This window comes from Pantoea sp. Ep11b (genome assembly GCF_040783975.1).
In the GTDB taxonomy this organism is placed as follows: domain Bacteria; phylum Pseudomonadota; class Gammaproteobacteria; order Enterobacterales; family Enterobacteriaceae; genus Pantoea.
In genome coordinates this window covers 25,037-37,029 of the sequence record NZ_CP160631.1, presented here as the reverse complement: position 1 = coordinate 37,029, position 11,993 = coordinate 25,037, and the positions used below count along the sequence as shown (strand labels likewise).

The window sequence follows — 11,993 nt, the reverse complement described above, 5'->3', positions numbered from 1 at the left end:
CGCGAATGCTGCACACTTTACTGCACTCTCCGTCACACAGCGATCTTGAAACGCTGATATCCATGACAGAAGCCGGAGATGACCTGCTGCTACTGCAGGATGGGGTACTGGCAGCCGTGGCGGGCAGTCGCGCGCTGCAGCGGCTGGCCGCCAGCCCTGCAACGCTGTGGGTGCTGGAGGAGGACGTCCAGGCGCGCGGTCTCGCTGGACAAATTTCGACCAGCGTGCAATCCGTAGACTATAATGGGTTTGTCACGCTAACGATCAGGCATCCGCAACAAATGGTCTGGTGATCGGCTAAAACCTGGTTATTTCTTGACACCCCTTTGACGCAGCCCTAAAATTCTGCCTCCTCGTAATTCTACGAGGCGATTTATTACGTGTTTACGAAGCAAAAGCAAATCCAGGAGCTATTTAATGGCAACAGTTAACCAGCTGGTTCGCAAACCACGCGTCCGCAAAGTTGCAAAGAGCAACGTGCCGGCGCTGGAAGCTTGCCCGCAAAAACGTGGCGTTTGTACTCGTGTGTACACCACCACTCCTAAGAAACCAAACTCCGCACTGCGTAAAGTCTGCCGTGTGCGTCTGACCAACGGTTTCGAAGTCACCTCCTACATCGGTGGTGAAGGTCACAACCTGCAGGAACACTCCGTGATCCTGATCCGTGGCGGTCGTGTAAAAGACCTGCCAGGTGTGCGTTACCACACCGTTCGTGGCGCGCTGGACTGCTCAGGTGTTAAAGACCGTAAGCAGGCTCGCTCCAAGTACGGCGTGAAGAAGCCAAAGGCTTAATGGTTCTCCGTTAAGTAAGGCCAAACGTTTTAAATTAAATGTCAAAATAAACTCATAGAGTTTTGGACAATCCTGAATTAACAACGGAGTATTTCCATGCCACGTCGTCGCGTCATTGGTCAGCGTAAAATTCTGCCAGATCCTAAGTTCGGATCAGAGCTGCTGGCCAAATTTGTAAATATCCTGATGGTAGATGGTAAAAAATCTACTGCAGAATCTATCGTTTATACCGCGCTTGAGACCCTGGCTCAGCGTTCAGGTAAAAACTCTCTGGAAGCTTTTGAAGTAGCACTGGAAAACGTGCGTCCGACTGTCGAAGTTAAGTCACGTCGCGTTGGTGGTTCTACTTATCAGGTTCCTGTTGAAGTCCGTCCGGTTCGTCGTAATGCCCTGGCAATGCGCTGGATCGTAGATGCTGCTCGTAAACGCGGTGATAAATCAATGGCTCTTCGCCTGGCGAACGAACTTTCTGATGCTGCAGAGAACAAAGGTACTGCAGTTAAGAAACGTGAAGACGTTCACCGCATGGCAGAAGCCAACAAGGCGTTCGCTCACTACCGTTGGTAATAACCACGTAGTTGTTAAACCAGCGGGCGCTCAGATAGCCAACCCGCTGGGGTCGACTTACCTTGAACGTCCGAGAATCAGAGGAATCAAATGGCTCGTAAAACACCCATTGCTCGCTACCGTAACATCGGTATCAGTGCGCACATCGACGCCGGTAAGACTACCACTACCGAACGCGTTCTGTTCTACACCGGTGTAAACCACAAAATCGGTGAAGTACACGACGGCGCAGCAACCATGGACTGGATGGAGCAGGAACAGGAACGTGGTATTACCATCACGTCCGCTGCGACCACCTGTTACTGGTCTGGTATGGCTAAGCAGTTTGAACCACACCACATCAACATCATCGACACCCCAGGACACGTTGACTTCACCATCGAAGTAGAACGTTCTATGCGTGTGCTTGATGGCGCGGTAATGGTTTACTGTGCAGTTGGTGGCGTTCAGCCACAGTCTGAGACCGTATGGCGTCAGGCTAACAAATATAAAGTTCCACGCATTGCGTTCGTTAACAAAATGGACCGCATGGGTGCTAACTTCCTGAAAGTTGTTAACCAGATGGAAGTTCGTCTGGGTGCAACTCCAGTTCCTCTGCAGCTGGCTATCGGCGCAGAAGAGAAATTCACCGGTGTTGTTGACCTGGTGAAAATGAAAGCAATCAACTGGAACGACGCCGATCAGGGCGTAACCTTCGACTACGAAGATATTCCAGCTGATATGCAGGAACTGGCTGAAGAATGGCGTGCGAAGCTGGTTGAAGCCGCTGCTGAAGGCTCTGATGAGCTGATGGAGAAATTCTTCGGTGGTGAAGAACTGACTGAAGAAGAGATCAAAACATCTCTGCGTAAGCGTGTTCTGAACAACGAAATCATCCTGGTAACCTGTGGTTCTGCATTTAAGAACAAAGGTGTTCAGGCGATGCTGGATGCAGTGGTTGAATATCTGCCAGCACCAACTGACGTTACCGCGATCAACGGTATGCTGGACGACGGTAAAGACACGCCGGCTGTTCGTCACTCTGACGACAACGAGCCGTTTGCTGCACTGGCGTTCAAAATCGCTACTGACCCGTTTGTAGGTAACCTGACCTTCTTCCGCGTTTACTCTGGTGTGGTTAACACCGGTGACACCGTGTTTAACCCGGTTAAGGCAAACCGTGAGCGTCTGGGCCGTATCGTTCAGATGCACGCTAACAAGCGTGAAGAAATCAAAGAAGTCCGTGCGGGCGATATCGCAGCTGCGATCGGCCTGAAAGATGTGACCACTGGTGATACCCTGTGTGACCCAGACAACGTCATCATCCTTGAGCGCATGGAGTTCCCGGAGCCGGTAATCTCTATCGCCGTGGAACCAAAAACCAAAGCTGACCAGGAAAAAATGGGTCTGGCTCTGGGCCGTCTGGCGAAAGAAGACCCATCATTCCGCGTATGGACTGATGAAGAATCTAACCAGACCATCATCGCCGGTATGGGTGAATTGCACCTCGACATCATCGTTGACCGCATGAAGCGTGAGTTCAACGTTGAAGCAAACGTGGGTAAACCACAGGTTGCTTACCGTGAAGCAATTCGCACCAAAGTTACCGATGTTGAAGGTAAACACGCCAAGCAGTCTGGTGGTCGTGGTCAGTATGGTCATGTTGTTATCGACATGTACCCACTGGAGCCAGGTTCGAACCCGAAAGGTTACGAATTTATCAACGACATCAAAGGTGGTGTGATTCCTGGTGAATACATCCCTGCGGTTGATAAAGGTATCCAGGAGCAGCTGAAATCAGGCCCACTGGCTGGTTATCCGGTTGTGGATCTGGGTATTCGTCTGCACTTTGGTTCTTACCATGATGTCGACTCCTCAGAACTGGCGTTTAAACTGGCCGCGTCTATCGCCTTCAAACAGGGCTTTAAACAAGCGCAACCTGTTCTGCTTGAGCCTATCATGAAGGTTGAAGTTGAAACGCCGGAAGAGAACACAGGTGATGTCATCGGTGACCTTAGCCGTCGTCGTGGTATGCTTAAAGGGCAGGAATCTAACGCTACTGGCGTTCAGATTCACGCTGAAGTTCCGTTGTCTGAAATGTTCGGATACGCAACTCAGCTGCGTTCTCTGACCAAAGGTCGTGCTTCTTACTCCATGGAGTTCCTGAAGTATGACGATGCGCCGAACAACGTAGCGCAGGCCGTTATTGAAGCTCGTAGCAAATAAGCTACGGTTTAAATTTGAACTGATGCCTTCACCCGAGGGTGAAGGCACAACGTAAGGAATTATCGCCATGGCGAAAGAGCAATTTCAGCGTAACAAACTGCACGTAAACGTGGGCACCATCGGTCACGTTGACCACGGTAAAACCACCCTGACTGCAGCTATCACCACCGTACTGTCTAAAACTTACGGCGGCCAGGCGCGTGCATTCGATCAGATCGATAACGCACCAGAAGAGAAAGCTCGTGGTATCACCATCAACACTTCACACGTTGAGTATGAAACCCCGACTCGTCACTACGCACACGTTGACTGCCCAGGCCACGCCGACTATGTGAAAAACATGATCACCGGTGCTGCGCAGATGGACGGCGCGATCCTGGTTGTTGCTGCGACTGATGGCCCGATGCCACAGACCCGTGAGCACATCCTGCTGGGCCGTCAGGTTGGCGTTCCTTACATCATCGTGTTCCTGAACAAGTGTGACATGGTTGATGATGAAGAGCTGCTGGAACTGGTTGAGATGGAAGTGCGTGACCTGCTGTCAGCTTATGACTTCCCAGGCGACGACACCCCAATCGTTCGTGGTTCTGCGCTGAAAGCGCTGGAAGGCGACGCTGAGTGGGAAGCAAAAATCATCGAGCTGGCTGAACACCTGGACAACTACATCCCGGAACCACAGCGTGCAATCGATATGCCGTTCCTGCTGCCAATCGAAGACGTATTCTCAATCTCTGGCCGTGGTACCGTTGTTACCGGTCGTGTTGAGCGCGGCATCGTTAAAGTCGGCGACGAAGTTGAAATCGTTGGTATCAAAGATACTGCGAAATCAACCTGTACCGGTGTTGAGATGTTCCGTAAGCTGCTGGACCAGGGTCAGGCGGGCGAAAACTGTGGTGTTCTGCTGCGCGGTATCAAGCGTGAAGACATCCAGCGTGGTCAGGTTCTGGCTAAGCCAGGCACCATCAAGCCACACACCCAGTTCGAGTCAGAAGTTTACGTTCTGTCTAAAGACGAAGGTGGCCGCCATACTCCGTTCTTCAAGGGCTATCGTCCACAGTTCTACTTCCGTACCACTGACGTGACCGGTTCAGTAGAGCTGCCAGAAGGCGTTGAAATGGTTATGCCAGGCGACAACATCAAAATGGTTGTTACCCTGATCCACCCAATCGCAATGGACGAAGGTCTGCGCTTCGCAATCCGCGAAGGTGGCCGTACCGTTGGCGCGGGTGTTGTTGCTAAAGTTATCGCTTAATTGTGATATCTGCTGTGGTCGTGCAAACGGCCACTGCAACACAGAAAAAGAGCACTTCGGTGCTCTTTTTTTTGCTCTGCATTCACGATGACCCTGCAAAAGGTGGGTTTGAAATAAAAACGATTCGCATTTACACTGTATACAAAATGTACCCGAGTGATGAATCAATGTACGTCTGTCTGTGTAATGCCATCAGTGATAAAACCCTTCGTGAAGTCGTGCGTCGCTACCAGCCCAAATCCATCCAGCAGTTGCGTCAGTTTGTGCCCGTGGGCAAACAGTGCGGCAAGTGTATCCGCGCTGCGCGAGAGATTATGGATAACGAACTGCAGCACGCCCCGCTCTACAAAGAGATCGCCTGACCTCTCTGCTGTGGGAATACCCACAGTTTCTGTCACGGTTTTTTGACTTCTTTTTAACCGCATCTACGCTCTAATAAACCAGACGTGGAGGGTTAACAATGAAGGGCGATATTAAAGTCATCAGTCATCTGAATAAACTGCTGGGAAATGAACTGGTTGCCATCAATCAGTATTTTCTGCATGCGCGCATGTTTAAAAACTGGGGTCTGACCCGTCTGAACGACGTGGAGTATCACGAATCGATCGACGAGATGAAGCATGCCGACAAGTATATCGAGCGCATTCTTTTTCTGGAGGGGATCCCGAACCTTCAGGATCTGGGGCGGCTTCGTATCGGCGAGGACGTTGAGGAGATGCTCAGTTCAGATCTGAGTCTGGAACTGGAAGGTGCCAAGGATCTCCGTGAAGCAATCGCCTACGCTGACAAAGTGCATGACTATGTCAGCCGTGACATGATGATTGAAATCCTGGCCGATGAAGAACATCACATCGACTGGATTGAAACCGAACTGGAGTTGATCCGGATGATGGGCATCCAGAACTATCTGCAGGCTCAGATTAAAGAAGAGTGAACCGGGTCTGAAGCACAAGGATGACCCAGCCTGCAATGGCCAGAAAAGGGCCAAACGGCAGCAAAGTGTCAGCCGCGCCTGGACGCTGTCGTTGCCCTAAAGATACGGCCGTCAGCGCCAGCAACGTGGCGCCCAGCGCAATGCCGGGTAAGGCCAGCCAGCCACAGCAGGCCCCCAGCGCAGCAAACAGCTTGATATCACCGTAGCCCAATCCCTCAATACCCCGCACCCTGCGATAGCCCTGCGCAAGTAGCCATAGCGTACAGTAGCCCGCTACCGCACCATAAATTGCCGTTGTTCCGCTGCCGGTCTGCGTCGCATGGAGCAATCCCAGCCAGAGCAGCAGATAGGTAAGCGGGTCAGGCAGGCAGAAGTAGTGACGATCAATGACTGCCAGCAGGAACAGGAGGCTGGCGACCGCAATCAGGTAAACCCTGTCAGAAACGCTATCAAAGCTGAGCAGCACCAGCAAACAGAGCAGAGCAAACAGCCACTCTGTCAGAAAGCTGCCGGCGCTAAATGGATGCCGGCAGAAGCGACAGCATCCTCCCAGGACTGGCCAGCTTACCAGCGGCAGGGTGTCGCGCCATAACAGGCGTTGCTGGCAACAGCGGCACTGTGAGGCGGGAAAGCAAAGGGCGGCAAACCACTGAGCGGGTGAGAGGGCAGGGGTAAAGCGGGAGCGGGCCAGCGACAGAAAGCTGCCCAGTGCGCCTCCACCTGCCAGCGCGGCGAGATAAGTGATAACAGCAGGGACCATGATAAGGCTCCGCATAGAAAAGAGTGGCACAGTGTCGCGGCCTCCGGTTTCTGCGTCATCAGCGAATCTGGCGTAATGGAGAGTGGCCCGCAGCCAGCCAGAGGCGTTCTCCGTCGGGCGACAGCAGAATGCGAGGCGCATCTCATCGGCGTGCCACTATTTACCGGCGAAAACCACAACACGGGTTGCTTCCTGAACAGATTTACGTATAATGCGCGGGCCTGCAGATATTGCAGGCGCGATTCGAGCAGAATCGCAGACGGCTGAAATATTGGCCGCCTGACAATACTCCCAATTGGGGAGTTATATGCTGAACGATTACACTCTCCCATCAATCGTAATGGGTTCGAGTAGTAATTTTTTTCGTCTATAAAAAGTTTGGAGCTCTGGTCTCATGCAGAACCAAAGAATCCGTATCCGTCTTAAAGCGTTTGATCATCGTCTGATCGATCAATCAACCGCGGAAATCGTTGAGACCGCCAAGCGCACTGGTGCGCAGGTTCGTGGTCCAATCCCGCTGCCAACCCGCAAAGAGCGTTTTACCGTTCTGATCTCTCCGCACGTCAACAAAGATGCGCGTGATCAGTACGAAATTCGCACTCACAAGCGTCTGGTAGACATCGTTGAGCCAACTGAAAAAACCGTTGATGCTCTGATGCGTCTGGATCTGGCTGCCGGTGTTGACGTGCAGATCAGCCTGGGTTAATCAGGTCATCGAGCGATTGAGAGGTTGAAACAATGATTGGTTTAGTCGGTAAAAAAGTGGGCATGACCCGCATCTTCACTGAAGATGGCGTTTCTATCCCCGTCACCGTAATCGAAGTTGAAGCGAACCGCGTTACTCAGGTCAAAGGCCTGGAGAACGATGGTTACCAGGCAATTCAGGTTACCACCGGTGCTAAAAAAGCAAACCGTGTGACCAAACCTGAAGCTGGTCATTTTGCTAAAGCTGGCGTTGAAGCTGGCCGTGGTCTGTGGGAATTCCGCACCGCTGAAGGTGAAGAATATTCTGTAGGTCAGAGCATCAGCGTTGAGATTTTCGCTGAAGTTAAGAAAGTTGACGTAACCGGTACCTCTAAAGGTAAAGGTTTCGCTGGTACCGTTAAGCGCTGGAACTTCCGTACCCAGGACGCGACTCACGGTAACTCCTTGTCTCACCGCGTTCCGGGTTCTATCGGTCAGAACCAGACTCCGGGCAAAGTGTTCAAAGGCAAGAAAATGGCAGGTCAGCTGGGTAATGAGCGCGTAACCGTTCAGAGTCTGGACGTAGTACGTGTTGACGCTGAGCGCAACCTGCTGCTGGTTAAAGGTGCAGTTCCCGGTGCTACCGGTAGCGACCTGATTGTTAAACCAGCTGTGAAGGCGTAAGGGGATAGCAATGGAATTAGTATTGAAAGACGCGCAGAGCGCGCTGACTGTTTCCGAAACTACCTTCGGTCGTGATTTCAACGAAGCGCTGGTTCACCAGGTTGTTGTTGCTTACGCATCAGGCGCCCGTCAGGGTACTCGTGCGCAGAAAACTCGCGCCGAAGTAACTGGTTCAGGCAAAAAGCCGTGGCGTCAGAAAGGCACCGGCCGTGCGCGTTCAGGTTCTGTAAAGAGCCCAATCTGGCGTTCAGGTGGCGTGACCTTTGCTGCGAAGCCGCAGGACCACAGTCAAAAAGTTAACAAAAAGATGTACCGCGGCGCGCTGAAAAGCATCCTGTCCGAGCTGGTACGTCAAGATCGTCTGATCGTTGTCGAATCATTTGCTGTAGAAGCACCGAAAACCAAGCTGCTGGTACAGAAACTGAAAGACATGGCGCTGGAAGACGTGCTGATCATCACCGGTGAACTGGATGAGAATCTGTTCCTGGCTGCCCGCAACCTGTACAAGGTTGACGTGCGTGATGCATCAGGTATCGACCCAGTTAGCCTGATCGCCTTCGACAAAGTCGTTATGACTGCTGACGCAGTTAAGCAAGTTGAGGAGATGCTGGCATGATCCGTGAAGAACGTCTGCTGAAAGTACTGCGCGCGCCGCACGTATCTGAAAAAGCATCTAGCGCGATGGAAAAAACCAATACCATCGTTCTCAAAGTTGCTAATGACGCGACCAAAGCAGAGATCGTTGCTGCTGTTGAGAAACTGTTCGAAGTAGAAGTTAAAGACGTAAACACCCTGGTTGTTAAGGGCAAAGTTAAGCGTCAAGGACAGCGTATCGGTCGTCGTAGCGACTGGAAAAAAGCTTACGTCACCCTGAAAGAAGGCCAGAATCTGGACTTCGCTGGCGGCGCTGAGTAAGTCGGAGGAGAAAGACAATGGCAGTTGTTAAATGTAAACCGACATCTCCGGGTCGTCGCCATGTAGTTAAAGTGGTAAACGCGGAGCTGCACAAGGGCAAACCATTTGCCCCGCTGGTAGAAAAAAACAGCAAATCCGGTGGCCGTAACAACAATGGTCGTATCACTACCCGTCACATCGGTGGTGGTCACAAGCAGGCTTATCGTATTGTTGACTTCAAACGCAACAAAGACGGTATCCCGGCAGTTGTTGAACGTCTTGAGTACGATCCGAACCGCTCTGCGAACATCGCACTGGTTCTGTACAAAGACGGCGAGCGCCGTTACATCCTGGCCCCTAAAGGCCTGAAAGCCGGCGACCAGATCCAATCTGGCGTTGATGCTGCGATTAAAGCAGGTAACACTCTGCCGATGCGTAACATCCCGGTGGGTTCAACCGTGCATAACGTAGAAATGAAACCAGGCAAAGGCGGTCAGATTGCTCGCTCAGCCGGTGCTTACGTGCAGATCGTTGCGCGTGAAGGTTCTTACGTTACCCTGCGTCTGCGTTCAGGTGAAATGCGTAAAGTCGAGTCTGACTGCCGCGCAACACTGGGCGAAGTCGGTAATGCTGAGCACATGCTCCGCGTTCTGGGTAAAGCTGGTGCAGCCCGTTGGCGTGGTGTTCGTCCGACCGTTCGTGGTACCGCGATGAACCCAGTTGATCACCCGCACGGTGGTGGTGAAGGTCGTAACTTTGGTAAGCACCCGGTTTCACCGTGGGGCGTTCAGACCAAAGGTAAGAAGACCCGTAGCAACAAGCGTACCGATAAATTTATCGTACGTCGCCGTAGCAAATAATATTAGAGGATAAGCCATGCCACGTTCTCTCAAGAAAGGTCCTTTTATTGACCTGCACTTGCTGAAGAAGGTAGAGAAAGCGGTGGAAAGCGGTGACAAGAAGCCTTTGCGCACTTGGTCCCGTCGTTCAACGATCTTTCCTAACATGATCGGTTTGACCATCGCTGTCCATAATGGTCGTCAGCACGTTCCTGTCTTTGTTTCCGACGAAATGGTTGGTCACAAACTGGGTGAATTCGCGCCGACACGTACTTATCGCGGTCACGCGGCTGATAAAAAAGCCAAGAAGAAATAAGTAGGAGGAAGAGATGGAAACTATTGCTCAACATCGCCACGCTCGTTCTTCTGCTCAGAAGGTTCGCCTTGTTGCTGACCTGATTCGCGGTAAGAAAGTGTCGCAGGCTCTGGACATTTTGACCTACACCAACAAGAAAGCGGCTGTACTGGTCAAGAAAGTTCTGGAATCTGCCATTGCTAACGCCGAACACAACGATGGCGCTGATATCGACGATCTGAAAATCACGAAAATTTTCGTTGATGAAGGTCCGACCATGAAACGCATTATGCCGCGTGCCAAAGGTCGTGCAGATCGCATCCTGAAGCGCACCAGCCACATTACTGTGGTTGTGTCCGATCGCTGAGACTCTGGAGACTAGCAATGGGTCAGAAAGTACATCCTAATGGTATTCGCCTGGGTATTGTAAAACCATGGAACTCTACCTGGTTTGCGAACACCAACGAATTCGCTGACAACCTGGACAGCGATTTTAAAGTACGTCAGTTCCTGACTAAAGAACTGGCTAAAGCATCTGTCTCTCGTATCGTTATCGAGCGTCCAGCGAAGAGCATCCGTGTGACTATTCACACCGCTCGTCCGGGCATCGTTATCGGTAAGAAAGGTGAAGATGTCGAAAAACTGCGCACGGTCGTCGCGAAAATCGCTGGCGTTCCTGCACAGATCAATATCGCCGAAGTCCGCAAGCCGGAACTGGACGCGAAACTGGTAGCTGACAGCATCACTTCACAGCTGGAGCGTCGTGTGATGTTCCGTCGTGCTATGAAGCGTGCAGTTCAGAACGCCATGCGTCTTGGCGCGAAGGGTATTAAAGTTGAAGTTAGCGGCCGTCTGGGTGGCGCTGAGATCGCACGTACCGAATGGTACCGTGAAGGTCGCGTGCCATTGCACACTCTGCGTGCTGACATTGACTACAACACCTCTGAAGCGCACACCACTTATGGTGTAATCGGCGTTAAGGTATGGATCTTCAAAGGTGAGATCCTGGGTGGTATGGCTGCTGTTGAACAACCGGAACCGGCTGCTCAACCTAAAAAGCAGCAGCGTAAAGGCCGTAAGTAAGGAGAGTCGCTGATGTTACAACCAAAGCGTACGAAATTCCGTAAAGTGCACAAAGGCCGTAACCGCGGTCTGGCTGCGGGTACGGATGTCAGCTTCGGTACTTTCGGTCTGAAAGCTGTTGGCCGTGGTCGTCTGACTGCTCGTCAGATCGAAGCAGCACGTCGTGCTATGACCCGTGCAGTTAAGCGTCAAGGTAAGATCTGGATCCGAGTATTCCCGGACAAACCGATCACCGAGAAGCCGCTGGAAGTGCGTATGGGTAAAGGTAAGGGTAACGTAGAGTATTGGGTTGCCCTGATCCAGCCTGGTAAAGTCCTGTATGAAATGGACGGCGTACCAGAAGAGCTGGCCCGTGAAGCATTCAAGCTGGCAGCAGCAAAACTGCCTATCAAAACCACCTTTGTAACTAAGACGGTGATGTAATGAAAGCAACTGAGCTGCGTGAAAAAAGCGTTGAAGAGCTGAACACTGAGCTGCTTAATCTGCTGCGTGAGCAATTTAACCTGCGCATGCAGGCAGCATCTGGCCAACTGCAGCAGACTCATCTGCTGAAACAGGTTCGCCGTGATGTTGCACGCGTTAAGACTTTACTGACTGAGAAGGCGGGTTCGTAATGACCGATAAAATCCGTACTCTGCAGGGTCGTGTAGTAAGTGACAAAATGCAGAAATCTGCAGTTGTTGCTATCGAACGTTTCGTGAAACACCCGATCTACGGCAAATTCATTAAGCGTACGACTAAGCTGCACATCCATGACGAGAACAATGAATGTGGAATTGGTGACGTGGTAGAAATCCGCGAATGCCGTCCACTGTCCAAGACTAAATCCTGGACCCTGGTTCGCGTAATCGAGAAAGCTGTTCTGTAACAGGAACCGTTTTTTCTGAGAAACCCTCTGCTTCGGCAGGGGGTTTTTTTTTGCCTGTGGCTGAGCTCTGCTCTCTGAACAGTGGCAGACGGCGAACGGCCTTTGCTGTCAAACCAGCGTACACCCTGAAGGAGCG

The 11,993-nt window shown here is 51.8% G+C and carries 19 protein-coding genes; 18 read left to right on the top strand and 1 reads right to left on the bottom strand.

The features are described 5' to 3' along the window. Positions 1 to 5 precede the first annotated feature (5 nt). From tusB to bfr, 7 genes are all read left to right on the top strand, one after another. A complete protein-coding gene (gene tusB, locus AB1748_RS00270) occupies positions 6 to 293 on the top strand; it encodes a sulfurtransferase complex subunit TusB (protein ID WP_111139692.1) in 288 nt (95 codons plus the stop codon). 124 nt (positions 294 to 417) lie between these two features. After that, positions 418 to 792 carry a 30S ribosomal protein S12 gene (gene rpsL, locus AB1748_RS00265; protein ID WP_003852912.1) on the top strand — a complete coding sequence of 125 codons (375 nt, stop codon included), beginning with the start codon at positions 418 to 420 and terminating at the stop codon, positions 790 to 792. A 96-nt stretch (positions 793 to 888) separates the two neighbouring features. Continuing rightward, on the top strand, positions 889 to 1,359 hold the full coding sequence (gene rpsG, locus AB1748_RS00260) for a 30S ribosomal protein S7 (protein WP_009087603.1): 471 nt from the start codon (positions 889 to 891) through the stop codon (positions 1,357 to 1,359). A gap of 90 nt (positions 1,360 to 1,449) precedes the next feature. Continuing rightward, positions 1,450 to 3,564, top strand: a complete 2,115-nt coding sequence (fusA, locus tag AB1748_RS00255) for an elongation factor G (RefSeq protein WP_367395875.1) — start codon at positions 1,450 to 1,452, stop codon at positions 3,562 to 3,564. Between the two features lie 67 nt (positions 3,565 to 3,631). Further along, positions 3,632 to 4,816: an elongation factor Tu gene (tuf, locus tag AB1748_RS00250; protein ID WP_009087599.1), complete on the top strand. Its 1,185-nt coding sequence runs from the start codon at positions 3,632 to 3,634 to the stop codon at positions 4,814 to 4,816. Between the two features lie 167 nt (positions 4,817 to 4,983). After that, a complete protein-coding gene (gene bfd, locus AB1748_RS00245; protein WP_111140930.1) occupies positions 4,984 to 5,178 on the top strand; it encodes a bacterioferritin-associated ferredoxin in 195 nt (64 codons plus the stop codon). Between the two features lie 98 nt (positions 5,179 to 5,276). Further along, positions 5,277 to 5,750, top strand: a complete 474-nt coding sequence (gene bfr / locus AB1748_RS00240) for a bacterioferritin (protein WP_111140929.1) — start codon at positions 5,277 to 5,279, stop codon at positions 5,748 to 5,750. On the opposite strand, the gene AB1748_RS00235 is transcribed toward bfr, so the two are convergent. Further along, positions 5,737 to 6,510, bottom strand: a complete 774-nt coding sequence (locus AB1748_RS00235) for an A24 family peptidase (protein ID WP_367395874.1) — start codon at positions 6,508 to 6,510, stop codon at positions 5,737 to 5,739. The genes bfr and AB1748_RS00235 overlap by 14 nt on opposite strands. A gap of 394 nt (positions 6,511 to 6,904) precedes the next feature. On the opposite strand from AB1748_RS00235, the gene rpsJ reads away from it, so the two are divergent. The 11 genes from rpsJ to rpsQ are packed head-to-tail and all read left to right on the top strand — an operon-like array spanning position 6,905 to position 11,857. Beyond that, positions 6,905 to 7,216 (top strand): 30S ribosomal protein S10, encoded by a 312-nt coding sequence (gene rpsJ, locus AB1748_RS00230; RefSeq protein WP_001181005.1) that lies wholly within the window; start codon positions 6,905 to 6,907, stop codon positions 7,214 to 7,216. Between the two features lie 32 nt (positions 7,217 to 7,248). After that, positions 7,249 to 7,878, top strand: a complete 630-nt coding sequence (rplC, locus tag AB1748_RS00225; RefSeq protein ID WP_003850712.1) for a 50S ribosomal protein L3 — start codon at positions 7,249 to 7,251, stop codon at positions 7,876 to 7,878. A gap of 10 nt (positions 7,879 to 7,888) precedes the next feature. Next, positions 7,889 to 8,494 (top strand): 50S ribosomal protein L4, encoded by a 606-nt coding sequence (gene rplD / locus AB1748_RS00220; RefSeq protein WP_009087590.1) that lies wholly within the window; start codon positions 7,889 to 7,891, stop codon positions 8,492 to 8,494. Further along, complete coding sequence (gene rplW, locus AB1748_RS00215; protein WP_003850708.1) at positions 8,491 to 8,793, top strand: 50S ribosomal protein L23; 303 nt, start codon at positions 8,491 to 8,493, stop codon at positions 8,791 to 8,793. The genes rplD and rplW overlap by 4 nt, the downstream gene beginning before the upstream one ends. Before the next feature lie 17 nt (positions 8,794 to 8,810). Beyond that, the gene (gene rplB / locus AB1748_RS00210) at positions 8,811 to 9,632 is read left to right on the top strand and encodes a 50S ribosomal protein L2 (RefSeq protein ID WP_009087588.1); all 822 of its coding nucleotides are present in this window, start codon (positions 8,811 to 8,813) and stop codon (positions 9,630 to 9,632) included. A gap of 16 nt (positions 9,633 to 9,648) precedes the next feature. Beyond that, positions 9,649 to 9,927, top strand: a complete 279-nt coding sequence (gene rpsS / locus AB1748_RS00205) for a 30S ribosomal protein S19 (protein WP_001138115.1) — start codon at positions 9,649 to 9,651, stop codon at positions 9,925 to 9,927. 13 nt (positions 9,928 to 9,940) lie between these two features. After that, positions 9,941 to 10,273, top strand: coding sequence for a 50S ribosomal protein L22 (gene rplV, locus AB1748_RS00200; protein ID WP_046289651.1), 333 nt, complete (start codon positions 9,941 to 9,943; stop codon positions 10,271 to 10,273). A 17-nt stretch (positions 10,274 to 10,290) separates the two neighbouring features. After that, the gene (rpsC, locus tag AB1748_RS00195) at positions 10,291 to 10,989 is read left to right on the top strand and encodes a 30S ribosomal protein S3 (protein ID WP_008927135.1); all 699 of its coding nucleotides are present in this window, start codon (positions 10,291 to 10,293) and stop codon (positions 10,987 to 10,989) included. Positions 10,990 to 11,001: 12 nt separating this feature from the next. Continuing rightward, the gene (gene rplP, locus AB1748_RS00190) at positions 11,002 to 11,412 is read left to right on the top strand and encodes a 50S ribosomal protein L16 (protein ID WP_008927134.1); all 411 of its coding nucleotides are present in this window, start codon (positions 11,002 to 11,004) and stop codon (positions 11,410 to 11,412) included. Further along, complete coding sequence (gene rpmC / locus AB1748_RS00185; RefSeq protein ID WP_003850146.1) at positions 11,412 to 11,603, top strand: 50S ribosomal protein L29; 192 nt, start codon at positions 11,412 to 11,414, stop codon at positions 11,601 to 11,603. Before rplP ends, rpmC begins: the two co-directional genes overlap by 1 nt. Then, on the top strand, positions 11,603 to 11,857 hold the full coding sequence (rpsQ, locus tag AB1748_RS00180) for a 30S ribosomal protein S17 (protein ID WP_003850147.1): 255 nt from the start codon (positions 11,603 to 11,605) through the stop codon (positions 11,855 to 11,857). The genes rpmC and rpsQ overlap by 1 nt, the downstream gene beginning before the upstream one ends. Positions 11,858 to 11,993 lie beyond the last annotated feature (136 nt).

Bases quoted from the DNA above. Each gene is read 5' to 3' on its own strand.
- rplV (WP_046289651.1), top strand. From the start codon at position 9,941: ATGGAAACTATTGCTCAACATCGCCACGCTCGTTCTTCTGCTCAGAAG.
- tuf (WP_009087599.1), top strand. From the start codon at position 3,632: ATGGCGAAAGAGCAATTTCAGCGTAACAAACTGCACGTAAACGTGGGC.
- rplP (WP_008927134.1), top strand. From the start codon at position 11,002: ATGTTACAACCAAAGCGTACGAAATTCCGTAAAGTGCACAAAGGCCGT.
- rpsJ (WP_001181005.1), top strand. From the start codon at position 6,905: ATGCAGAACCAAAGAATCCGTATCCGTCTTAAAGCGTTTGATCATCGT.
- rpsL (WP_003852912.1), top strand. From the start codon at position 418: ATGGCAACAGTTAACCAGCTGGTTCGCAAACCACGCGTCCGCAAAGTT.
- rpsC (WP_008927135.1), top strand. From the start codon at position 10,291: ATGGGTCAGAAAGTACATCCTAATGGTATTCGCCTGGGTATTGTAAAA.
- bfd (WP_111140930.1), top strand. From the start codon at position 4,984: ATGTACGTCTGTCTGTGTAATGCCATCAGTGATAAAACCCTTCGTGAA.
- rpsS (WP_001138115.1), top strand. From the start codon at position 9,649: ATGCCACGTTCTCTCAAGAAAGGTCCTTTTATTGACCTGCACTTGCTG.
- rplC (WP_003850712.1), top strand. From the start codon at position 7,249: ATGATTGGTTTAGTCGGTAAAAAAGTGGGCATGACCCGCATCTTCACT.
- rplB (WP_009087588.1), top strand. From the start codon at position 8,811: ATGGCAGTTGTTAAATGTAAACCGACATCTCCGGGTCGTCGCCATGTA.
- tusB (WP_111139692.1), top strand. From the start codon at position 6: ATGCTGCACACTTTACTGCACTCTCCGTCACACAGCGATCTTGAAACG.
- fusA (WP_367395875.1), top strand. From the start codon at position 1,450: ATGGCTCGTAAAACACCCATTGCTCGCTACCGTAACATCGGTATCAGT.
- rplD (WP_009087590.1), top strand. From the start codon at position 7,889: ATGGAATTAGTATTGAAAGACGCGCAGAGCGCGCTGACTGTTTCCGAA.
- rpsQ (WP_003850147.1), top strand. From the start codon at position 11,603: ATGACCGATAAAATCCGTACTCTGCAGGGTCGTGTAGTAAGTGACAAA.
- rpsG (WP_009087603.1), top strand. From the start codon at position 889: ATGCCACGTCGTCGCGTCATTGGTCAGCGTAAAATTCTGCCAGATCCT.
- rplW (WP_003850708.1), top strand. From the start codon at position 8,491: ATGATCCGTGAAGAACGTCTGCTGAAAGTACTGCGCGCGCCGCACGTA.
- rpmC (WP_003850146.1), top strand. From the start codon at position 11,412: ATGAAAGCAACTGAGCTGCGTGAAAAAAGCGTTGAAGAGCTGAACACT.
- bfr (WP_111140929.1), top strand. From the start codon at position 5,277: ATGAAGGGCGATATTAAAGTCATCAGTCATCTGAATAAACTGCTGGGA.
- AB1748_RS00235 (WP_367395874.1), bottom strand. From the start codon at position 6,510: ATGGTCCCTGCTGTTATCACTTATCTCGCCGCGCTGGCAGGTGGAGGC.